The sequence below is a fragment of the Shewanella marina JCM 15074 genome, from assembly GCF_000614975.1.
Lineage (GTDB): Bacteria > Pseudomonadota > Gammaproteobacteria > Enterobacterales > Shewanellaceae > Shewanella > Shewanella marina.
Genome location: NZ_BALM01000004.1, coordinates 204,466 through 228,378, shown reverse-complemented (window position 1 = coordinate 228,378; position 23,913 = coordinate 204,466). Strand labels below are relative to the sequence as shown.

The 23,913-nt window shown below is 39.4% G+C and carries 19 protein-coding genes and 3 pseudogenes; 10 read left to right on the top strand and 12 right to left on the bottom strand.

The window, feature by feature from the left end:
* From JCM15074_RS24805 to JCM15074_RS05470, 7 genes and pseudogenes are all read right to left on the bottom strand, one after another.
* Nucleotides 1-210 (bottom strand): annotated as a pseudogene (locus JCM15074_RS24805) (hypothetical protein); the annotation flags it as partial.
* Nucleotides 210-1,181 carry a glycosyltransferase family 2 protein gene (locus JCM15074_RS21100; protein WP_025820314.1) on the bottom strand — a complete coding sequence of 324 codons (972 nt, stop codon included), beginning with the start codon at nucleotides 1,179-1,181 and terminating at the stop codon, nucleotides 210-212. The pseudogene JCM15074_RS24805 and the gene JCM15074_RS21100, both read right to left, overlap by 1 nt.
* A 291-nt stretch (nucleotides 1,182-1,472) precedes the next feature.
* Nucleotides 1,473-2,420 carry an oligosaccharide flippase family protein gene (locus tag JCM15074_RS21095; RefSeq protein WP_051536824.1) on the bottom strand — a complete coding sequence of 316 codons (948 nt, stop codon included), beginning with the start codon at nucleotides 2,418-2,420 and terminating at the stop codon, nucleotides 1,473-1,475.
* Nucleotides 2,417-4,375: a polysaccharide biosynthesis tyrosine autokinase gene (locus JCM15074_RS21090; RefSeq protein WP_234400165.1), complete on the bottom strand. Its 1,959-nt coding sequence runs from the start codon at nucleotides 4,373-4,375 to the stop codon at nucleotides 2,417-2,419. The genes JCM15074_RS21095 and JCM15074_RS21090 overlap by 4 nt, the downstream gene beginning before the upstream one ends.
* Nucleotides 4,321-4,599, bottom strand: coding sequence for a Wzz/FepE/Etk N-terminal domain-containing protein (locus JCM15074_RS24800; RefSeq protein WP_234400164.1), 279 nt, complete (start codon nucleotides 4,597-4,599; stop codon nucleotides 4,321-4,323). Before JCM15074_RS24800 ends, JCM15074_RS21090 begins: the two co-directional genes overlap by 55 nt.
* Before the next feature lie 46 nt (nucleotides 4,600-4,645).
* Nucleotides 4,646-5,080, bottom strand: coding sequence for an arsenate reductase/protein-tyrosine-phosphatase family protein (locus JCM15074_RS05475; RefSeq protein WP_025820313.1), 435 nt, complete (start codon nucleotides 5,078-5,080; stop codon nucleotides 4,646-4,648).
* 72 nt (nucleotides 5,081-5,152) lie between these two features.
* Nucleotides 5,153-6,373 (bottom strand): polysaccharide export protein, encoded by a 1,221-nt coding sequence (locus tag JCM15074_RS05470; protein WP_304621825.1) that lies wholly within the window; start codon nucleotides 6,371-6,373, stop codon nucleotides 5,153-5,155.
* Between the two features lie 1,169 nt (nucleotides 6,374-7,542).
* On the opposite strand from JCM15074_RS05470, the gene asnS reads away from it, so the two are divergent.
* The gene (asnS, locus tag JCM15074_RS05465; protein ID WP_025820311.1) at nucleotides 7,543-8,943 is read left to right on the top strand and encodes an asparagine--tRNA ligase; all 1,401 of its coding nucleotides are present in this window, start codon (nucleotides 7,543-7,545) and stop codon (nucleotides 8,941-8,943) included.
* A gap of 52 nt (nucleotides 8,944-8,995) precedes the next feature.
* Here the strand turns inward: asnS and JCM15074_RS05460 are convergent, their stop codons facing one another.
* The 5 genes from JCM15074_RS05460 to JCM15074_RS05440 all read right to left on the bottom strand — a co-directional run bounded on the left by JCM15074_RS05460 (nucleotide 8,996) and on the right by JCM15074_RS05440 (nucleotide 13,883).
* Nucleotides 8,996-9,580: an ATP-binding cassette domain-containing protein gene (locus JCM15074_RS05460; RefSeq protein ID WP_025820310.1), complete on the bottom strand. Its 585-nt coding sequence runs from the start codon at nucleotides 9,578-9,580 to the stop codon at nucleotides 8,996-8,998.
* A gap of 163 nt (nucleotides 9,581-9,743) precedes the next feature.
* Nucleotides 9,744-10,490, bottom strand: coding sequence for an ATP-binding cassette domain-containing protein (locus JCM15074_RS05455; protein ID WP_025820309.1), 747 nt, complete (start codon nucleotides 10,488-10,490; stop codon nucleotides 9,744-9,746).
* A gap of 15 nt (nucleotides 10,491-10,505) precedes the next feature.
* Nucleotides 10,506-11,351 carry an ABC transporter permease gene (locus JCM15074_RS05450; protein ID WP_025820308.1) on the bottom strand — a complete coding sequence of 282 codons (846 nt, stop codon included), beginning with the start codon at nucleotides 11,349-11,351 and terminating at the stop codon, nucleotides 10,506-10,508.
* A complete protein-coding gene (locus JCM15074_RS05445) occupies nucleotides 11,351-12,379 on the bottom strand; it encodes an ABC transporter permease (protein ID WP_159105272.1) in 1,029 nt (342 codons plus the stop codon). Before JCM15074_RS05445 ends, JCM15074_RS05450 begins: the two co-directional genes overlap by 1 nt.
* Complete coding sequence (locus JCM15074_RS05440) at nucleotides 12,339-13,883, bottom strand: ABC transporter substrate-binding protein (RefSeq protein ID WP_025820306.1); 1,545 nt, start codon at nucleotides 13,881-13,883, stop codon at nucleotides 12,339-12,341. Before JCM15074_RS05440 ends, JCM15074_RS05445 begins: the two co-directional genes overlap by 41 nt.
* Nucleotides 13,884-14,091: 208 nt before the next feature.
* Between JCM15074_RS05440 and nikR the strand changes: the two genes are divergently transcribed.
* From nikR to JCM15074_RS05395, 9 genes and pseudogenes are all read left to right on the top strand, one after another.
* Nucleotides 14,092-14,520 carry a nickel-responsive transcriptional regulator NikR gene (nikR, locus tag JCM15074_RS21085; protein ID WP_037469126.1) on the top strand — a complete coding sequence of 143 codons (429 nt, stop codon included), beginning with the start codon at nucleotides 14,092-14,094 and terminating at the stop codon, nucleotides 14,518-14,520.
* Nucleotides 14,521-14,766: 246 nt separating this feature from the next.
* Nucleotides 14,767-15,906 carry a nickel-dependent hydrogenase small subunit gene (gene hyaA / locus JCM15074_RS05430; RefSeq protein ID WP_025820305.1) on the top strand — a complete coding sequence of 380 codons (1,140 nt, stop codon included), beginning with the start codon at nucleotides 14,767-14,769 and terminating at the stop codon, nucleotides 15,904-15,906.
* Nucleotides 15,907-17,609 (top strand): annotated as a pseudogene (locus JCM15074_RS21080) (nickel-dependent hydrogenase large subunit).
* A gap of 13 nt (nucleotides 17,610-17,622) precedes the next feature.
* Nucleotides 17,623-18,309: a Ni/Fe-hydrogenase, b-type cytochrome subunit gene (gene cybH, locus JCM15074_RS05420; RefSeq protein WP_025820304.1), complete on the top strand. Its 687-nt coding sequence runs from the start codon at nucleotides 17,623-17,625 to the stop codon at nucleotides 18,307-18,309.
* 6 nt (nucleotides 18,310-18,315) lie between these two features.
* A pseudogene (locus JCM15074_RS21075) lies at nucleotides 18,316-18,854 on the top strand (HyaD/HybD family hydrogenase maturation endopeptidase).
* Nucleotides 18,855-18,857: 3 nt separating this feature from the next.
* Nucleotides 18,858-20,582 carry a hypothetical protein gene (locus tag JCM15074_RS05410; protein ID WP_025820303.1) on the top strand — a complete coding sequence of 575 codons (1,725 nt, stop codon included), beginning with the start codon at nucleotides 18,858-18,860 and terminating at the stop codon, nucleotides 20,580-20,582.
* A gap of 1 nt (nucleotide 20,583) precedes the next feature.
* On the top strand, nucleotides 20,584-22,881 hold the full coding sequence (gene hypF, locus JCM15074_RS05405) for a carbamoyltransferase HypF (RefSeq protein WP_025820302.1): 2,298 nt from the start codon (nucleotides 20,584-20,586) through the stop codon (nucleotides 22,879-22,881).
* 40 nt (nucleotides 22,882-22,921) lie between these two features.
* On the top strand, nucleotides 22,922-23,671 hold the full coding sequence (gene hypB, locus JCM15074_RS05400; protein WP_025820301.1) for a hydrogenase nickel incorporation protein HypB: 750 nt from the start codon (nucleotides 22,922-22,924) through the stop codon (nucleotides 23,669-23,671).
* Nucleotides 23,671-23,910: a HypC/HybG/HupF family hydrogenase formation chaperone gene (locus tag JCM15074_RS05395; protein ID WP_025820300.1), complete on the top strand. Its 240-nt coding sequence runs from the start codon at nucleotides 23,671-23,673 to the stop codon at nucleotides 23,908-23,910. Before hypB ends, JCM15074_RS05395 begins: the two co-directional genes overlap by 1 nt.
* Nucleotides 23,911-23,913 lie beyond the last annotated feature (3 nt).

Genomic DNA, 23,913 nt, shown 5'->3' with positions numbered 1-23,913 from the left:
ATAAAAGATAGGTTCTAATTGCATAAAATTAAAATTATCATTACTATTCTTATATACTGAATAATAATTAACCCAATCTACACCATTTAAAAAATTACCACTTAAAGCAATAAAGAATACAATAGCAGAGGCAATTCCTAAAAATCTAGTTCCATTCCTATCTAAAATAGCAAGAATAACCAATACAATTAAAAAAAAATCCCAATACATTATATTTTCTCAATGTAATACTTTTTTATCTTACTGAATAATATGAAAACCTGTGGAAAAAATACAACCAACAATGCTTTTTTATTATATTTACATAATATTGATTTTACAATTCTTCGCTTAATTAATTTCAAAGAATCTTTAAAGCATTCAGTACAATTATTTTTATCATTAGATGAAATGTAAATATACTTTAAAACAGGAGCCGAACTAATAGTTGCAATACTCCAAAGGTTCCTTTTATATAAACTATTACTTATACTTTCATTAACTCTATTTAGTGCATACATAATATCAGTTATGTCTGATATTTTAGGATTGGATGTAATTGAATTAGGGTTATATCTATAACCAACCAATGGCTCTTTAATGCTCATTAGAACTTCAGCATTCAAATATAAAATGGGAATGGTTGCAATATCTTCAAATCTACGATGCTCAGGAAAATATATATTTTTAAAAAGCGAAGACTTATAAACTCTTGACCAAGCAAACCATTGATTACGTCTAAAAATATTAAGTAACACATCAAAACAACAATTATTAGTTCCATTATTTGAAACAAGCTTTATATAATTATCATTATAATCTAGGTCTTTAACATCATTAAATCTAATCGCATCAAATTCTATAATATCAGAAATATACAATTTTTTTGAAATCACTTTAAAATAATCATCTAACCATATATCATCACCATCTAGAAATGTTATATAATCGCCATGAGATTTTTTTAACCCCACATTTCTAGCATCACTTAACCCACCATTACTTTTATTTATGAGAATTATATTTTTATCAATTATATTACTTATATAATTGGTTATAATATCTTCTGTATGATCCGTAGAACCATCATTAACAATAATTACCTCTACCGTACAATCTACTTGTTTAATAACTGAATCTAAGCAATCGACTATATATTCAGAAACATTATACGCTGCTATTATCACTGAAAGCTTTATCATACTTTTAACCACTCATAAATTATTTTTGTATTAAATAATATTCGTATATATATCAAAAAAGTTAATATTTCTATCATTAAGATCGATAGTGCACCGCCAATTGCACCAAATTTATAAGTTAAGATCGAACATGTGAATATATGAATCAATGCAGCAAATACAGGTAATAATGTATAGGTTTTTTTATAACCTAATGGTAGTAGGATATAATTACCAAAAACAACAGACTGCGTAATCAAAAAAAATAAAGGTGACAATACCTTAAGCACTATAATTGAATTATAGAAACCTTCACCGAGAATTAACCTTATTATTTCTCCTGCAAAGATATAAACCAAAATCGATACAGAAATAGTAATCAAGCCTTGATATAAAAATAATTTTTCTAACAAAAGCAAACGCTTTAACTCTAGATTCAGAGAACAAGTTATTAACCCTTGGATATAAGGCATGCCCCATTATCAAAAATATACCTAACCCCGCTGATTTTAATTTATCTGCACCAGTAAAAAATCCAACTTGTTCAATAGAAGAAAAGGTTTTTATAATTATTGGTGTACTAATCGAATATAAACTTATGGCTAAACCAGCAATATATATTTGATAACTATCTAGATATGATTTTTTTATGTCACAAAATGAAACTTTTACCAAACTAATTATTTTATAACTATAAATCAATATTAATGATATTATTCCAGTTGTAAAATATGAAATTGACTGTAAAAATATCGCTATATCTAAATCCTCAGAGTTTTTTACAAAAACAAATATCCATGGAAGTGTTAATAATTTACCTGAAATACTAGCAACTGTTATTAATTTCATTTTTTCTATTCCTTGAAAAAACCAAATAGGAAACAAAACAGTACCGATAATTTGAAAAGAACTAAATATAATTAAATTTGAAAGATGGGACTCACTCAAGAAGTGATATAAAAAAACTAATAATAACACAAACAAAGATAAAATTGACTTAGCTATTATTGTCTGAAAAAATATCTTAGATATCTTTATATTGTTATTTTTTGCCTCAACGATCCTTTTAGATGCAGATAAATTATATCCAAAGTCAATAAACAAAACTAAATATTGAGTAATTGCAAAAATCAATCCATAATATCCAAATGATTCTACTTGCAATATTTTAGCTAAATATGGGAATGTAACTAATGGAATGATATAATTACTTCCTTGTAATATTAAGAGTGCAAAAATATTTTTACTCAAAATATTCATTTAAAATTTTTCTCATTAGTACAATAACCATACTGATAATAACCATAGCTGCCGTAATAACTGCTAGCTTTACGCTCGACTGCATTTAAAATAAAACCCTTCACCTCAATGCCGTTTTGTTCAAAACGTTGCTTAGTAATTTCAACTTCTTTTAATGCGGTTTGTTCAAAGCGTCCCACAATTAAACTAGTGCCCGCTAATCGGCCGACAATGGCGGCATCGGTTACTGCAAGAATTGGCGGCGTATCGACAACGACCATATCGTAGTGCTTGCTTGCCCACTCAAGTAATTGCGCAAAACGAGGATGCATTAGCAGCTCTGAAGGATTTGGTGGTACAGCACCGCGGCTAATAAAATCTAAGTTATCTACAGAGGTGGTTTTAACCAATTCGGTTAATGGCAATTGACCACTTAAGTAATCAGATAACCCTTGACTGCTACTAAGCCCTAGTTGCTGTTCAATACGGCCCTTACGCATATCTGCATCAATAATGAGGACACGCTGTTCTGCTTTAGCAATCACGGCTGCCATATTAGCTGATACAAATGACTTACCGACAGCAGGACTTGGACCAGAAATCATCAGCACATTATTTTTGGCTTCCATCATGGCGAAATGTAAGCTGGTGCGTAGTCCGCGAAATGCCTCTACCGCTAAATCAGCAGGGTTAACCTTGGCCAGTAGAACTTGTTCAACCTTTGGCTGCCTCATCGTCTTAATCTTTTTAGCAATACTCAGTTGAGTATCAGACAATGGAATTGAAGCATAAACAGGTAAACCAATCACTTCTACTTGCTCTGGACTTTCAATGCCGCGATTAAAAGCTGCTTTTAATAGTGCAATTGCCACGGCTAACATTCCACCGAGTAAAATGGAGATAACCACAATTAATGGCTTTTTAGGTTTAACAGGTGCTGAATATGTTTGAGCACTGTCTAAAATACGCACATTACCGACTGTACTAGCTTTAACAATATTAAGCTCTTGTACTTTATTCAGCAATTGGATATATATTTGCTGATTAACTTGTACATCACGCATTAAACTTAACACTTCACGCTGGGTTTTTGGCAGCTGCTCTACCCGCTTATTTAATTTTGATTTTTCATGAAGTAAGACATTACGTTTATCAAGTAATGCAATATATGCAGGATGATCTTTGGTAAAGCGCTGTGAAATATCACTCTCTTTGAAAGTTAATTCATTTAATTGCGCTTCTAGCTCTACCATTGTTTGCAGTGTTGCTTTAGTTTCTAAATCTAAGTTGACAGATTCATTTGCTTGTCGATATTTATTTAATTGCTCTTCTGCAGTATTTAACTGCTTTTTAATTTCAGGTAGATGACGTTTTAAAAATACTAGGCTATTTTCAGCTTCTGCCGCATTACGCGCCACATTCTGTAATAGATAGTTTTCGCTAATATCATTTAAGATAGCTTGAATTTGTGTAGGGTTAGCCCCCATAAAGGTTAACTGTAAAATACCGGTTTGTTTGCCCCGTTCGCTAATTGATAGATTAGCTTGTAACCATTGAATAGCATTTAAACGACTACGCTTAGCAAGCGTAAAACTATCACCATTTTCAGCATTCAATGAATTAACTAATAATTGGTATTCACCTGTTGCAGTATTGGCTGTCGCTAATTTACCCACTTCTCCGGTTAATATAGGTTCATCTTCACTATTTAATAGTTGATATAGTCCTTTGGTTTGGTCTTTCACGACTAATTCAACTGGATTAATTTCATGCTTTGGTAATTCAAGCTCCTCAACATCAATACTTTGTTGTTGGCCTAATAAACGGGCAATGCCTTTACCCACAATAGGAAAGTAATTGGCAGAGGTTACCGTGGTTAAATTAAGCTGTTCTACCGTTTTGCCCAACACCATACGTGATTTTAAAATCTCGATTTCGGTGGTTGCAGATGACTCTGACGAAAACAGATCCGCCATATCGCCACCAAGGCTGGCATACCTGTTGATTTTTTCTCTACTTGAACTAAGGCATCGGCTTTATAAACAGGTGTGGCGAGTAGTGCATAGCTAACACCTACGATAGCAAACACCATAGTGACAATAATAATCATCCAACGATTATCAATTAAAATGCCAAATAGCTTACCTAAATCGATTACATCATCTTGTGTTTGTGCGGTTTTAGAAACTAAAGCTGTCATAAAAATTATTACTCAACGGAGGTAATATAAATACAAATATCGAACGCTATTGATTAAAGCTTATCAGCCACGCTTGGCATGACTGTTCAATCAATTGATAAGCAAATTCAAACGCTTCTTTACTTTGTTTGTAAGGGTCTGGTATTTCAATCTGCCCTTGCCATTGCCCCAGCAGCATGGTTTTGCCCCTTGCCTCTGGTGCAATGCGGGTGACAGATTCAATATGCTTTTTTTCCATCACTAGAATTAAATCATATTGGCTACATAGTTCACGGGTCAGTTGCTGTGCTTGGTGATCTTGTAAACTGACCCCATTTGTTGCAGCAACTTCTGTTGCCATCGCATTAGCTTCACGCCCGACTAATGCTCCCACACCTGCTGAATCGACAATTAATTGCGGTTTTAATTGTTTTAACAATCTTTCAGCCGTAGGTGAGCGACAAATATTGCCGACACACACCACTAGAATTTTATTGAACATTTATTGCTACTCACTCAGCCAATAGAATTGCCTTTTATTAAGGCATCCATTCTAAAAATAAGATTTTATTTATTACCAATGGCGAATACGTTGTGAACCTTCAGATAACTGATTAAAGCCAGTAATAGTTGGTAATAATTGAGTGATTACACGGTTCCAACGGCTAATAGGTGCGGCGGTTACATACACAACATCGTAGGGTCGCAGTTCAAACTCTGTGCCTAATACTAATGCTGTGGCATCCTGCATATCGAGTTGATAAATATCTGCTAGCATTTGTGGCTGTTTATTGTCTTTTATTGAGGCTTCAACTTTGGCTTTACGAATAACAAAAATACCTGTTGCATCTGCATTTAACTGATCAATACCACCGACTTCACTGAGTGCTTCAGTTAGGCTCATACCAACGCGATCAATTTTTAGGGTTTTAGCATCTTTAACTTCACCCATTACAAACACTTTTTGATTATCGTTTAATGGCACATGCACAATATCGCCATTTTGTAATAAACGGTTTTGAGTCAAATCGCCTTTTTGAATTAAGCCATAAAGCGATATTTGTTGCTCTTTACCATCACGAGTAAGTGAAACACTGCGCCAATCTGCATCTTTACTAATACCGCCTGCTTTATTAACCGCATCTAACAAAGTAAGTGGAATATTACTAATAGGCTGTGCACCTGGCGTTTTAACTTCACCTGTAATATAGGTTTTTTGTGAGCGAAACGCTGCTACATTGACATCGACTTGCGGTGACTCAATATATTTCGCAAGTTTTTTAGCAATAGTGTCACGTACTTGTGTCACTGTTTGACCAGCTACATGGACACGACCAATATAGGGATAGAATATGGTGCCATCTGCATGAACCCAGTTACCCGCTTCTGCACTACTACGGTATGATCCGGCTGGAATGGTTAATTCAGGATGATCCCAAATCGTAATATTTAATACATCACCACTACCAATATGATATTCGTATTGAGTTAATGCTTGCTCAAGTTGCGGGTTAGCTTGGGTAACGGGTTGCTTTGAGTTTTGTTTTAACTGATTAACCAATGTTGGTGTGACTGGGTATACCTTCACTAAATCATCTAATGATGGTTGTTGCTGTTGATTGGCCACTACCACCTTATTACTGGTTGATAAATGGTTACCCGGCATAACGGTACAACCACCTATACTGGCTAGTGCTAGCATGGTAACCAGTAACTTTTTACGCGATGTAAAAATGGGCTTGAATGATACTTGCGACAGGGATAGTACCCCAAAACGTTTTGCTTGTTGCAACAAGAGGAATCTCCAACCAAGGTATTTCAGACTGAAAGGTGTAACTGACTTATAAAACTGTTCGTCAACAGTAATCTAATATAGATATAAGAAGTAATATATTTAAATTTAAAAGTGAGAGGTAGATTTAACTCAACAATGAATAAACGTGATAATTATCACAAATATTTTTATTTAGATATAGCTACCGCACGGAATTGAGGATTTCCGATTTCCAAAACTATTCACAAATAGTTTAGTAAATAAACAAAGAGAATATTTACAATAAATTTTTAGTCAAAATATACGCGGCAATACATAAGCAATATCTTAATTGAGAGTGCCTAATATTATTCACATCCGTAAATTTAATGTAGTTATTTTAGCATAACTAAACATACAATTTGTTTAGTCCTTAATTATGTGCGAGATTATATAGAATATTAGTTCGTTTCACGATATTTCATTTAGTTATTAAAAATAATACCAACGGACTACACACTACATTAAGCACGCAACCCTAGTAACATTTTTAACCAGAACATCACACACACACTCACCAGATTGATTAATTTTGATACACAACATATTTTAAAAAATTTATATCAAGCAGCAATTAACATGATAGAAACAAATACATTTTATTAAAGTTTTAAGAAAATAGAGATCAATCACACTTTATCTTTTACAGATCAATTTAATAAGGGTCATTTTGTACAAATAAATAGCATTACTTACTTATTAATTAGTCGATTTATTCATAACCCCATTATATATTTGATTAATATAACTACACTTATTTATCCCTGCGGTTCATTATTAAGCACATCAAGATTAAAACTCCTAAGATATTACCAGCAATTAGTGATTTGCTAATGTACTGATACATTTTGTCTATTGTTATGACTAATTAGCGATATAAACAATCTTTTTTGCTAGCGTCATACACTTTTTGCGATTGTTATGTTGTTTGAGGACATTTGTAGATACACTGGCTTTTATAGCAAAAAAGGCATAACCTGCCCCTCTTTTGAATACAAAAAGCACACTTCCTCATCTATTTGCTGTTGTTCCGCTTTATACCTTGCAATTTATCGCACATATCCGCATTTTTAGGCTTGTTAAAAGCTGCCAGCAAGGTAATATAACGTCCAAATTTCTTTATAATTGTTTCGTTGGAGAACTAAGCAACAATGAGCATTGCATCTGTCGCTTCTGTATTTAAAGGTGAACATGCGGTTGGTTCGCAAGTCACTGTACGCGGTTGGGTTCGTACTCGCCGTGATTCTAAGGCCGGTATTTCTTTTTTAGCCGTTTATGATGGTTCTTGTTTTGACCCTATTCAGGGCGTAGTGCCAAATAGCTTAGACAATTATAATGAAGAAGTTCTAAAGCTAACTACTGGTTGCTCTGTTGAAATGACTGGTGAGATTGTTGAATCTCCAGGCCAAGGTCAAGCATTTGAAATGCAAGTGACTGCAGTTAAGCTTGTGGGTTTAGTTGATGATCCTGATACTTATCCAATGGCTGCTAAGCGCCACTCTATTGAACATTTACGTGAATTAGCGCACTTACGCCCTCGTACCAACATTATTGGTGCAGTGGCTCGCGTACGTAACTGTTTAGCGCAAGCAATTCATCGTTTCTATCATGAGAATGGTTTTATTTGGGTGTCTACACCTCTTATTACTGCATCTGACTGTGAAGGTGCTGGTGAGATGTTCCGTGTATCAACATTAGATATGGAAAACTTACCGCGTACTGACGCGGGTAAAGTTGACTATGATAAGGATTTCTTCGGTAAAGAAGCATTCTTAACGGTATCTGGTCAGTTAAACGCTGAAACTTATGCTTGTGCCCTTTCTAAAGTTTATACTTTTGGCCCAACATTCCGCGCAGAAAACTCAAACACTAGCCGTCACTTAGCTGAATTCTGGATGGTTGAGCCTGAAGTGGCTTTCGCAACTTTAGATGATGTTGCAGGTCTTGCTGAGCAAATGCTTAAGTATGCATTCAACGCTGTACTTGAAGAGCGTATGGATGACCTTGAGTTCTTCAACCAACGTGTTGATAAGACTGTGATTGAGCGTTTACAACAGTTTGTAAGCAGCGACTTTGCACAGGTTGACTACACTGATGCAGTGACCATTCTTCAGAACTGTGACAAAGTATTTGATTACCCAGTTGAATGGGGTATCGATTTACAATCTGAGCACGAGCGTTACCTTGCTGAAGAGCACTTTAAAGCGCCTGTTGTTGTTAAGAACTATCCGAAAGACATTAAAGCTTTCTACATGCGTCTTAACGAAGATGGTAAAACCGTTGCGGCTATGGACGTATTGGCTCCAGGCATTGGCGAAATCATCGGTGGTTCTCAGCGTGAAGAGCGTTTAGACGTACTTGATATGCGTCTAGCTGAAATGGAACTAAGCAAAGAAGATTACTGGTGGTACCGCGATCTTCGTCGTTACGGCACAGTACCCCATTCAGGTTTCGGTCTAGGTTTCGAGCGTTTAGTGTCTTATGTGACTGGCGTTTCAAACATTCGTGACGTTATCGCATTCCCTCGCGCTCCACGTAGTGCAAGCTTCTAATTAACAGCGTTAATTAATGCGAACAAAAACGCTCCTTTTTAGGAGCGTTTTTTTATGGGAGGGAAGTAATACTCTCACATAAGACTTGCAATAGCTGCTGATCATGTGACACCACTAATAAGCCGATGTGATGCTTTTTAGCGTGTAGCATCAGTGATTGCCAAATCTGTTTTTGAGTGATCATATCCAAATGCGCGGTGATTTCATCACATAACAAAAACTGGGTTGTGGGTAATAATCCTCGAATAATGTTCAACCTTTGTAATTGCCCACCAGATAACTGCTGTGGTCGCCTTTGTAACCACTGTAATTCAATATCAAAATCATCAAACAGCGCTTGGTACTCATTTGCTCCCCACGCTTCATTTAGTGATTGCTCGATGGTTAGTCGCGGATTAAACGCAAACTCAGGTTGCTGAATTAACCACTGTACCGGATTAGCACCAGACTGATATTGAGGTCGATTTAACCGCCCTACTTTTAAAGGAATGATACCGGCTAACGTTTTAATCAGTGTTGTTTTACCGCAACCACTATCACCGCATAAGCCAATCACTTGCCCTTGCTTAATCGCGATATTAGGTAAGGTTATTAAGCTTCCTGCAATATCAATTTGAGCATTTTTTATTTCAAGCATCAACGGCCTCATGGTTACTCTTGTTTGCTTTTATGAAAGTCATTTTTTAACACTGTTTTTATCAACACTATTGTGGGTGTCTTAATAAAAAAGCCTTGTTAAACATACCATTTATTATGGGTGGCTTGATAAAAAGAGCTAATGATATAAGTAGCATGTTCAGTTAGGCCACTTGTTGTTTTGGCGGCGTTATTGACCAGTTTTCGGGTAGTGCTTGCCATAGCGCTTGCGTGTAAGGATGACAGCTATTGCTTTTAATCGCCTGTGGACTGGTTTGCTCAACCATAGTGCCTGCCTTTAATACAATAATGCTATCGGCATAATGCATCACTTGGCGCAGGTTATGGCTGATTAATAAGATGCCCTGCTGTTGTTGCTTGGCTAAATAACTCAAATTGTCATACATCTGCGTTGCAGCGTTATCATCTAAGCCATTGCAGGGTTCATCAGCAATAAGAAAATCGGTTTGTTGGATGGCAGCTTGAGCTAACAAAGCTTTTTTAGCCATTCCACCCGACAATTGATGACAACATAAGCTGCCGATGCTGTCATTGATTTGTAATCTGGCTAAATCTTGCGATGCTAGATATTGTTGCGGTTGGCGATGGTACAGTCTTTGTTTTAAATGACTAAAAACAGTACGCAGTGGATCAAATACACTCGCTGATTGTGCAGCCAGTGCAATTGTGTGTTGGCTCACTGCACCATGACCAGATTGATGGGCACGGCCGACAATGCTAAATCCTGTTGGGGCATCGCCAAGTAACGCTTGTGCTAACAGACTTTTACCTGCGCCGCTTTCGCCAATAATGGCAACGATTTCGCCTTTGGCTAAAGCAAAAGATAATGGCGTAACAATATAGTCACCAGAGGTATTATCCATCACTCCAAATTGCTCTACTTTTAACATTGAGCGCTCCATAAACTAGCCTGATACCTTTGCCGTTGCACATCTATAGCCTTGATTAACTCGCCTTGCAAATGACCACATCAATAATAGTAAGCCTAATAATAATACGCCCGGTAATACAGCTAACCACCAATAGCCTAATAAAAGGTATTGATTTGCTTGAGCTAACAAGCCGCCAATTGAAGGCTCCGTTGGGTTTAATCCAAAACCTAAAAAGGTTAATGCCGCCATATGGGTTAATGCGTGTGGCAACATAATTAATAACGCCATTAATAACTGCGGCATAATATAAGGCAATAAGTGCCGACGCATGACGACCAAACGTGAATGGCCAAATTGCTGTGCTAATTGATAATAAGGGGCATGGGTGGTGGTTTTCATTTCATAAATGAGTAGACGAGTCAGTTTTGGCCAATGGCTCAACACTAATGCCATTAACAAGCCAAATTGTTGACCACCAAACGCCAGTGATAACAACAATAACAGCAATAAATGCGGTAATGACATAAATAAGTCAATCATAAACTCGACGATTGCCTGCCACAGACGATTAATTTGCGCCAAACTGGCCAGTAATAATGACAACAGACCACTGAGTAATACGGCTGATACGCCGATATAAAGGCTGACGATCAATGAATGTAGCGATCTGGCTAACATATCGCGCCCCAGCCAATCTGTACCAAATGGGTGCTGCCAACTTGGGGCTAAATTTTTACTGAGTAACGAAATGCTATCGGCCGTTACAGGCCAAAATAGTGCTGCCAGTAAAATCAGAATAATCAATGCCAGTTGCCAATACTTTTGGCAATATTCGCGGCAAAAATCCCACACACAATGTGGAGCCATTAATTGATTCATTAATGCACTCCCTTTGGCAACAATTGATAACTGAATAAACGGCCGAAATTACTGCTAATAAATACAATCACAGCAAACAAAATACTGATTGCCAATAATAATGCGGTGTCATTTGCCATCGCGGCATTAACTAATGTTGAGCCTAATCCCGGAATATTAAATACCGTTTCAATCATCATAGTGCCACCTAACAACTCCGCAATGGCGGCAAACTGCAACACCACTGCGGGTAACATACTATTAGCAAGCACATGAAACTTAATGGTTTGCCATGGTTGCTGACCATGTAATTGGCTGTATTTAACGTAATCGCTATTAAGTACATCAATCACTTTTTCATGGGTATGCAGTGCAATGGGCGCCATATAAATCAACACTAGGCTGATTAATGGCAGTGCAATATGCATCAATAAACTTGCCATTGATTGCTGTGTCCATAACACCCCAAGCGGCGCAGCGCAGCAGCTTGGAAACCAATGTAATTTAATCGCAAAAATTGCCACCATCACCATCGCCAGCCAAAATGGCGGAATAATGGTTAATGTGAGCGTTAGCCGATGTAAGCCCTTCGCCCACCATGAATGCTGTTTGATAGCCGTCGCTAAGCCGATTAAATAACCGCAAATTAAGGCACATAACCAAGCTGAAAAGACCAATATCAGCGACAAGCCCATACGCTCGCTGATGACTTGGCTGACCTCTTGATGATAGAGATTTGAAAACCCTAAATGGCCTTGTATGGCTTGGCTAAACCAGTGCCAAAACTGTTGAGGCAGTGATTGATTAAATCCTAACTGATTAATCAGTTGCTGTTTTTGTTCACCTGAAACCGCAGATAAATTACCGCCCAAATAAGCGGTAATAGGATCTAATGGCGACATGGCGATTAATGCATAGATTAATACCACTAGTGCCATTAATAGCAACAATAGACGCACTGTAATCAATGCGCCATGTTTCAGCATCTGCATGCTATTTGGTTTCATATTAATGGCAAGTCCAGCGCCAATCGGTAATGTTATCGACAATTGGCCAGCCGTGACCATGAGGTTCTATACCCGGCTTGGCGAGATCTAAACATGGATTAGCGGCATAAAGATGCTGCAAGTTAACCAACCATAACCATGGATGATCTTGCGCAATCTGTTTTTCAGCTGCTTGCCAATAAGGTAATGATTGTTGCCATGTTGTCGATTGCTGCGCTTTATCTAATGCCTGATCAACCACCTTATTGTGGTAATAACCTGCATTATAAAAATCTTGGCCTTGGTAACGGCTATGGTAGGTATAAAGCACTTCTGTCGCGCTATGGCTACCAAAACCAAATAACACGGGATTGGCGTGCATCACTTTGCTGATCTGCTCCCAACTTTCACCATGGGTTGTCATTTGAATCCCCAATGGTTTAAGCATTTGCGCAACGGTTAATGCTAATTGCTCACGGATACTGTCGCCTGACTTGTAATAAAGATCTAACTTGGCTTGTAGTTTTCCTTTAGTGAGTACGCCATCTTTAACCTGCCAGCCCGCTTTAGCAAGAATAGCTTGCGCCTTTTGCAGTTTTTGCGCCGCCGTTAACTTTGATGCTGGGTAACTAATGCCCCAAGGTAAACCATCCGCAATTGAATAAGCGGGTTGAGCGTAACCATCAAGTAGTTGATCCACCAACATAGCGCGATTAATCACTAACTCAGCTGCTTGTCTAATGGCTGGATCAGCGGTGACATCATTACCAATATTATGACCATTTGATTTCACCATTGGCCATGCTACGCCACGGTTATCAACACTTTGTACTCGCCATAGTTTATAAGGTGCAGGTAATTGCAATGCATATCTTGGTGGTAATGCGGCTAAATCAAGTTGCCCTGCTAATAACTGCGCAAAACGAGTATCTTCACCACTAAATACAAATATAAGCTGCTTGAATTCAGGTTTATGGCCGTAGTAGTAAGGGTTAATTTTTAAAATTAGCTGCTGACCTTTGTCCCATCTTACAAATTGATATGGGCCACTGCCGATTGGATGTTGGCCGTACTCTTTACCATAAGCGTGTTTTGGCACAATCGCTAAATTGGCTAAATTATCAATAAAGGTAATATCAGGTTGTTTCAGGGTAAATTGAATCGTTAACGGATTAATGGCCTGAACATCGGCTAAATTGGTTAAATCATGCAGCGTCACCGCATGTTTGGCTTGATTAAAGGTAAAAACCACATCTGTTGCAGTAAGTGGTTTGCCATCACTAAACTTAATATTGGGCTTTAAATTAACGGTCCATACCAAACGGTTATCTGAAAGTTGCCACTTGGCGGCTAAGTCACCAGTAAAATGTATATCACCGGTACGAGTTAATAACGATGATTGAATAAGCGGATTATTAAATTTACCCCAACCTAGAATAGGATCAAAGCCTGTATCAGGCGCTGCTGCAATAGAAATTGTTAAGTGATTAGGGATTGAACTGGCAAAACTGCTAAATGAACAAAAACTTAAGTAACATGCCACTAAAACTATGTACAATCTAGACATGAATGTAACCAAATAAAATATGATGCCAGTAATACTACTTTCACAAAAGTAATACTGCAATCAAGTATAAATAGTTCATGGATAAATATGCATTTTTTTGAATGGACGATGATCTACATCACAAACACCTTTTGTTTATGACTCTAAATTTAATATAGAGATAACAAATTGATATTGAATTTTGCACTTTCAGATAACTTGAGGGTATATGACTGATTTAACAAAGAAAGCAAATAACGCAGATGAGACGATCCGCTTTACCGTTTCACTGCCTAAATCTTTATTTGATGAAATGGAAGTGGATTTAACCAACAAAGGTTATGGTTCACGATCTGAATATATTAGAGATCTTTATCGTGCCCGCTTAATTGATCAGCAATGGGACAACAGTAAACAAGACGTAGTTGGCGTATTAACCTTGGTTTTTGACCATCATCAACGTGGTCTTGCTGAAAAACTGATTGAGATCCAACATAACCACTTGATACAAGTGTTATGTAGTACTCATGTGCATATAGACCACCATAATTGCTTGGAAACAATTATCATCAAAGGTAATCCTAGCAGTGTTAATTCACTGGTAAATCAGATATCCGTCTTAAAAGGAGTAAAATCTGCACGCCTAAGCCGAGCATAATTACCAATAATTACAATATCTAATATACAAAACAGCAAAATAAACCAGATGGACATTTTGTCCACATTAAAAAATAACTGAGATACATCTCACAAATTCTTCTACACTCTTTGCATTTATTCACAAAATAGAAAAGTAAGGTGATCTAGATCACATTTGAATATGACTTTGCAAAGTAAACTTTGCAGGTATTTGTATCATTGCATCCCGTAATGGTACCTCACGTGACTTTAACAAGGTTGGCCCATGGATACACATGCAGCCCTTTATGAGCAAGGACTTGCGCGAATTGCTAGTTTACGTAAATTAGCACCACGTAAATCAAAAACACTACAACAAGTTATGGAAGATCACGGCATAACCCGTCGTGACTTTATGAAATGGAGTGCTTCAATTTCTGCAATGCTTGCATTGCCATTACCGTTCAGTACTTTAGTGGCGGAAGCTGCTGAAGTCGCAGACCGAGTACCATTGCTCTGGATTCAGTTAGCTGAATGTACTGGTTGTTCAGAATCATTATTACGTGCTTCAACGCCCGATGTTAGCACCCTAATCTTTGATTATGTGTCATTAGAATACCAAGAAACATTAATGGCAGCTGCCGGTTGGCAAGCAGAAGAAAATTTAGAAAATGCCATGCGTGATAACCATGGTAAATACTTATTAGCCTTTGAAGGTGCTGTACCGACTGCCAATAATGGTGCGTTTCTAACTGTTGGCTGTAAAGGCCATACTGGTCTTGAAATTGCGAAGAAAGCAGCAGAAGGCGCTGCCGCAATTATCTCTGTTGGTACATGTGCTGCATTTGGTGGCGTTCAAGCTGCCGCACCTAACCCAACAGGTGCCCAAGGTATTCATACCATTGTCGACCGTCCAGTAATCAACTTAGGTGGTTGCCCACCAAGTGAAGTCAACATTGTTGGTACATTAATGTACTTCATCATGTTTGGTAAATTACCAGCGCTTGATATGTTTAACCGTCCTAAGTGGGCTTATGGCGCTCGCGTGCATGATAACTGTGAACGTCGTGGTCACTTTGATGCTGGTGAATTCGTTGAAGAATTTGGCGACCAAGCAGCTAAAGATGGTTATTGCTTATATAAAGTGGGTTGTAAAGGTCCATACACATATAACAACTGCCCTACTGAACGTTTTAACGCTCATACAAGCTGGCCTGTACTTGCAGGACACGGCTGTATTGGTTGTTCTGAGCCTGATTTCTGGGACACCATGCGTGACTTTGAAAAGCCACTTGGACAACAAATACTTCACGGTTTAGACGCTGATGCGGATACCGTTGGCGCAGTAATTTTAGGTGTAACCGCTGTAGGTATCGGCGCGCACGCAATCGGTAGCATTTTTGCTGGCAAGCACGAGGACAAATAGATGACTAAACGCGTAGTTATTGACCCGATCACCCGTATCGAAGGCCATCTTCGCATTGAAGTTGAAGTTGACGAGAACAACGTCATCAGTAAGGCTTGGGCTTCTTCTACCCTATTTCGCGGTTTAGAGATTATTCTAAAAGGCCGTACCCCAATGGACGTTGGTTTATTAGTTCAACGTATTTGTGGTGTATGTACTTTCTCTCACTACCTTTGCGGTACTAAAGCTGTTGAAGATGCGATTGGCGCACAGGTACCATTAAACGCACAATACTTGCGTTCAATGATGCTTGATGCACTTCACATTCACGACCATATCGTTCATTTCTATCTTTTACATGGTCTTGACTGGATTGACGTAGTATCTGCACTAAGTGCTGATCCTGCTAAAGCCGCTCAAGTGGCAATGAAGTATTCAGACACCCCTTACAATGTAGGTGAAGGTGATCTTCGTGCTGTACAAGAGAAAGTTCAAAAGCTAGTTGCAACAGGTAAGCTTGGCCCATTTGCTAACGCATACTGGGGTAACAAGACTTACAAGTTCACACCAGAACAGAACTTGATTGGTGTTGCTCACTATTTAGAAGCACTTAAAATTCAGCGTACTGCTGCAGAAATGATGGCGATTTGGGGCGGTAAAAACCCACATCCACAATCAATCGTTGTGGGTGGTATCACTTCTGTACGCGACATGCTTAGCCCTGCTCGTTTACAAGAATGGGCACAAAAGCACGCTAACGTACAAGACTTCGTTGTTCGCGCTTATCAAGCTGACCTTAAAATGGCGGCCGATGCGTATAAGACTGAGCCAAGTGTTCTTGGCGGCGTTAACGTTAAAAACTTCATGGCAATTGATGAGTTTTTAATTAGCGAAAACAAGTACCTATTTAAAGGCGGCGTTATTCGCAATGGTGACCTAAGCAAGATTGAGCCTGTTAACCCAGACTTAATTGAAGAAGACGTTACTCACGCTTGGTACAACGCTGACAAACCACAACATCCATTTGATGGTACTACGATTCCTGAACATACTCCGTTTGTTAAACGCGACACTGTTTATGGCGAATTACCAACAGTTGATGGTGCAGGTAAATACTCTTGGGTTAAATCACCACGTTACAATGGCGAGCCTGTAGAAGTAGGTCCATTAGCTGCAATGTTAGTGAACTATGGTCACGGCACACCAGAAGTGTTGAAGCGGTTAATGACTTCTTAGGCGCAACTGGCCTACCAACTGAAGCGTTATTCACCACCCTTGGTCGTACTGCAGCTCGTATGCTTCACGCATTGGTATTGTCTCGTCATGCTGACCAAACTTTCCAATCATTGTTGACCAATATCCAATCTGACGAAACCACTTATATCGCACCAACTATTGATCCTGATAAGGAATACAAAGGTTACGGTATGATTGAAGCACCACGCGGTCTATTAAGCCACTGGTTACGCATCAAAGGCGGTTTAGTTGAAAACTACCAAGCGGTAGTACCAACCACTTGGAACGCAGGTCCAATGGATGGTAATGGTAAAGTTGGCCCATACGAGGCTTCATTAGTTGGCTTAAAGATTGAAGATCCAACCAAGCCACTTGAAGTTATACGTGTTATTCACTCATTTGACCCATGCATGGCGTGTGCTGTACACGTAATGGATTATAAAGGCCAATCTTTAAGTGAGTTCCGTATCGATCCCAACGCATTGTAATTAAGGGGTTATCATGACAAAAGAAACGATGTTGTATACCAGAGATTTAATCTTCTCGGCCATCATTCGTGTCTGTCACTGGTTACGTGCGCTGTCGATCGTGGCTTTGGTTATCACAGGCTTTTATATTGCTTGGCCGTTTTTAGTCGCGCCGCAAAGCTCAGATGTGCTAGTACAAGGCTGGATCCGTATGGCACATGAGATCTTTGGCTTTATTCTAGTAGCGGTAACATTGGCGCGTGCTTATCTGTTCTTCTTTAGTAAGAACAACATTGAGCGCCGTTCAATTAAAGATGTGATCAGCCCTAAAGCTTGGTTTACCCAACTTAAAGCATACCTTTGGATGGGTAAAGCACCTCATTCAGGCGCATATGGCCCGCTACAGTTCGTTACCTATATGGGTATCTCTGTAGCAGCGTTCTTTATGTGTGTGACGGGTTTGGTGCTATACGCTAACGTATACCACTTAGGCTTAGGTGGCTTGCTATGGGAACCTTCAGCATGGATCACCCAAATGATGGGCGGTTTAGCTGTTGTGCGCTTATGGCACCACTACATTACATGGGTATTTATCATCTTCGTACTTATCCACGTATATATGGCTGTTTGGATGGGCATTCGCTTTAAACATAACTCAGTCGATTCTATCGTATCTGGTTATGACTACCATCCACATCATGATGAGCATGAAGGAAAATAATACTTAATGAAGATATTGCTATTAGGTATTGGCAATGTCCTGTACGCCGACGAAGGAGTCGGCGTGCATTTTGTCAACTACATTACCGAAAACTACCGACTAAGCCACCCAGAACATCAAGTTGATTTGATGGACGGTGGCACTTTAGCTCAAGGCCTTACCCCCATTCTTTGTCAATATGATCATCTTTTGGTTGTCGATACCGTAAACGCTGCTGGCGTTGAACCTGGCCAAGTGTATTATTTTGATTTTGACAATGCCCCGCCAGAGATTGATTGGCAAGGCAGCGCCCATGAAGTTGAGATGCTACAAACCTTAACTATGATGGAAATGGTGGGTGATCGTCCAAAACTTATGTGTTAGGGATTACTCCGACCGTGCTTGAGCCTATGCATTTAGGCTTAACCAGTAAGATTAATGCTGCTATTCCAACCATGGAAAAGGTATTTTTCAAACATATGGATAGCTTGGGAATAAGCTATGAACGTGTTGCTAACATTGATATTAATGAATTAATTCCAGACTCTTATAAACGTGGTAGCTAATTAATGAAGCTGATCCGATTTGAATTTACTTGTGCAAGACAAGTGCCCTTTTACGCCCATCTATGTAACCAATATTTGGCTTACCCTGATGCTGAAATCAGCATAGGTTATCTGCATAATTGTTACTTTATAGAAGCTTTGGGCAATCAAGCTACACTGGAATTCTTGGCCGACAAAATCGCCCAAGAATTTCTTGTTTCTAGCTGGTTAACTGACAGCAAGATTACCCTGATTGAACAACGTGCAGGTTCCACTACCCCATTACAGCATGGCGCAGTAGAACTTGAGTTTTGCCAGCAGTGTCATGACCATTTTGCAGATAATCAATCTGCCAACTTCGGTGATATTAATTATCATTGTGACAGCTGCCATGGCGAGCAGTATCAGCAAGGGATCACCTTTACTGATATTCAAGCTTGGGCAAAAACCTTGCTCGATGATGGTGCTGTGGTCTTTAATCTAGGCGCACTCACTTATAAATTCAGTCGCTCAGCTTTATCTTTTGAGCACTACCAAAGACAACAAGTATTGATCTGTAACCCAAATCGTTTAAATGCGCATTTTGCGGTTTATGATCATCATGTGTTGGCACTATCAAGCATGGAAAAACCACGCTTAACCGTGCGTCCATGTATTGAACACAGCGAATTATCTTTACCACTTTACGATATCTGTTTTAGCTATAACCGCGTTATCACGATTTTTGCTGAACTATTACGCCAACGCGGCGTGGATTACTTGTACTATTGCGCCGATCAACTACCAATGCATTTAACTTGGATTGATGGTCAATGGAGTGAATTAAATCAATTACAAGCAAATACCATTAGCCATGATATTGAAGCCGATGAGCCGCTGCATGACAGTGCGACCATTAGCCAACGTAATGCCAGTTGGAAAAAAGGTAAAATTCATTTTACTGAATCCAATCAAGCTGGAGATGTTCACCCAGATTACCACGCCATTTGTGCGATGCATGCGGGTAACATTGAAGCAAAACAAAATAAAAACAGTGCTGTTTTATACTTTAATCAGGCATCACAAGGCCAAATTGCGACGCTGGATAAAAGCAAAGAGACAGAGCTGTTTTTTGGCTTACCCAGCCTGCCAAGCAATGGCTATGAAATCTATCATCAACTAGAACAATCACCACAGCAAAGTGTATTAGAGAAATACAAAGCTCGATTTGCTGATGATTACAATGCGCTGCTTGATTTAAAGCTGAGCGGTAATACTAACAATTTAAGCAGTTTATTTGCTGTTGCCGCCGTTATTTTAGGTCTGCATCATAGCGATTACCCAAGCAATACCGATTATTTACGTGACAGCCTATTAGCTTGCTCAATGAAAAATAAAGGGCATAACTCGCAACGTATCGACTTCCCGCTTACCCGTGGTGAAGCCCATCGTAGCCTAAACTGGTGTAAAACCTTAGGCAGTATGATGAGTTTTAGATTGGCGAGTAATGAAGATATTAGTACCAAATTAGCCTTTGGTATGTTTGATTCTTTAGCTGATTATTTAGCTAACTGGATTGAACATCTTGACGGTAATATCGGCGTCAAAAATGTGGTATTAGCAGGTGATGAATTTGCTAACGATATTTTTGCCCACCGCTTATCACTGCGTTTGGGTAAAAACTACCCATTGACGGTTAATCGTCAACTTGCCATTGATAGCACTAATTTATGTGCAGGCGCACTGTATCTGAAAATGCGTCGTCGTTAATATGCAAGATACCAGTCCAAACCATAATACCGAACTCAAACGGGTACGGCTTATCGTTAACGGGATTGTACAAGGGGTCGGATTTCGGCCCTTTATCTACCGCCTAGCCTGTGAATTCAACCTCACAGGCTTTGTGCTAAATAATCCCCAAGGCGTAATTGTTGAATTTCAAGGTCAAACAGAGGCGCTCGATAGCTGTTTACAGGCGTTGCCATTACAGCTGCCACCGTTAGCGCGCGTTGACCATATTGAACAGCAATGCCTTGCTGTAATAGATACAGAAACAGACTTTAGCATTCATGCCAGTAGCCATAGCCAACAAGCCATTGCCGTCATTAGCACTGACAAATCATGCTGCCAAGATTGCGTTAATGATATTAATCATCCCCAAAGCCGATTTTTTGGATACCCGTTCACCAATTGTACCAATTGCGGCCCAAGATATACCATTATCAATAGCTTACCTTATGATCGCCCCGCTACGGCAATGGCTGATTTTATGATGTGCAGTGAATGCCAAGCGGCATATGATAATCCGCTAGATAGACGTTACCATGCACAGCCAATTAGTTGTCCAAACTGCGGCCCACAGTTACGTTTATTAACGGCAACGGGTGAATTAGTTGCAAACAAGGAAGCGGCATTAAGCCAAACCGTCAATGCCATTAAACAGGGTAAAATTGTTGCCATAAAAGGGTTGGGCGGTTTTCATTTAGTGTGCGATGCCAGCAACAACCAAGCGGTTGCCCTATTACGTCAGCGTAAGCATCGGCCGCATAAACCATTGGCAATTATGGTGGCAGATGTTAAGCAAGCAAAACAATATGCCCAAGCAACAGATAATGAGTGGAAACTGCTTGCCAGCCAAGAGCGCCCTATTGTTTTACTGAATAAATCAAACCAATGTGACACGCTATTAAGTGAACACGTTGCGCCTAATATCAACAAAATAGGCATATTCCTGCCTTATACGCCGCTGCATCAATTACTGTTTAACCAGCTTGATTGTCCGATAGTGGCCACTAGCGCCAATATTTCTGGTGAACCGATTATTGCAGCAAGCGAACAGATCATCAGCAAGTTAGGATCTGTGGTGGATCTGATCTTAGATCACAACCGCCCTATCATTAATCCATGTGATGATAGCTTGGTACAATTGATTGATGATGAACTGTTAGTGATCCGCCTTGCCCGTGGTTACGCGCCATTAACGCTACCGCTGGTACAAAAACTGCCTAAAACCTATTTAGCCGTTGGTGCTCAACAGAAAAATACCGTGGCGCTCGGCTTTGATAAACAATTATTAATTAGTCCCTATATAGGCGACCTATTTACCATTGGCAGTGAGCAACGTTTTCAGCAAACCATTACGCTCTTGCAAGAGTTATATCAGTTACAGGCAGAGCAAGTGATTAGCGATTGTCATCCAGACTATTTTTCTAGCCAATTTGCGCAAAGCCAAGGTGTAGCAAACCAACAAGTACAGCACCACTACGCCCATGTATTAGCGGTGATGGCGATGCAACAATATCGCGATAACGTGATTGGGATCAGCTTTGATGGCACGGGTTTAGGTGATGATGGTACGTTATGGGGCGGTGAAGCATTACTGGCCGATGTACATGGTTACCAACGGCTGGCACATTTGACGCCGTTTAAATTAATCGGTCGTCAACAAGCGATAAAAGAGCCGCTGCGAATTGTATTATCACTGCTACTGCAGCATTACTCGTTAGCCGAAATTGAGCAATTACAATTAAGCTGTTTTAAGCAAGTACCAAAGCTTAAATTAACCCAACTGACTCAGTTATGGCAGCTGCCACAATGCATTAGTAGCAGTTCAATGGGACGAGTATTTGATGCCGTTGCAGTATTACTGGGGTTAATTGAACAAAATCAGTTTGAAGGCCAAGCCGGCATGTTATTGGCACAAGCAGCATATCAAGCAGATAGCCCTTATTCATTTGAATTAACCTTAGTCAATGACCAATGGCAACTGCATCGCTTATTTAAACAAATTGTCGATATCGTAAGTAGCCAACCGCTGACAGACACTGTGATTGCCAATATTGCCGCAGGATTTATGCAAGCCATCGCCCATGCAGTAGTGACCTTAGCGCAACAACACGCCGAGTTACCGATTGTGTTATGTGGCGGCGTACTGCAAAACGAATATCTATTAAGCTGCTGTAACCAGCAACTTAAACAAGCAGGAATTAACAGACTATACCAACAAACGCTACCGCTAAATGACAGTAGCATTGCCCTTGGGCAGCTTTGGTATAGCATACATAATTGATTGAAAAGCAATAATTTGCTTTAACCTTTGGAGACAAACCATGTGTAAAGATTGCGGTTGTTCATTGCCACGTCACGGACATGATCATCATCATGGCCACCACCACGAACTGAACAGCAACCCACAACTTAATGATGTTAAGACATTGTCGGTTATCCATAAGATTTTAGATAAAAATGATGTTGAAGCGGGCCATAACCGTGAACATTTTGAAGCACAAAATATTACGGCAATTAACCTAATGAGCAGCCCTGGTAGCGGCAAAACCACCTTGCTTGAGCATCTGCATCAATACACACCGCTTAAATATGCGGTAATTGAAGGTGATTTAGAAACCTCACGCGATGCCGACCGTTTAACCGCTCAAGGCGTACAGGCTTATCAAATCCAAACAGGTTCTGCTTGTCACCTAGATGCCTTTATGGTGCATGGTGCACTGCATCACGTTGAACTCGCCGATCTGGATATCTGTTTTGTTGAAAACGTCGGTAACCTTGTTTGTCCTGCCAGCTATGATGTGGGTACCCATAAAAATATCGTATTGTTATCAATACCTGAAGGCGATGACAAAATTGAAAAATACCCAGTGATGTTCCGTAAGGCAGACCTTGTATTAGTCACTAAATGCGATCTTATGCCTTACTTTGATTTCAGCATGGATGAAGCGCGTGCGCAGCTTAAAAAGCTTAATCCAAATGTCGAAATTATGGAGATTTCAGTGAAAGATCCACAAACTCTTGCGCCGTTATGCCAATGGCTTGCAGACAACCAAGTAAAAGGTAACAACTAATGTGTTTATCTATTCCATCACAAGTCGTTGAATTACACGATGAAGACAATAGCGTAACGGTTGACACCTTAGGAGTTAAGCGCCGCGTTAGTCGTCATTTGATCACCGATGAATTACTGATTGGCGATTATGTGCTGATCCATATCGGCTTCGTGATGAATAAAATCGATAAACAAGATGCGTTAGAAAGTATTGAACTTTATCGTGAAATTATCGAAAAAATGGATGCACAAGAGTAAACC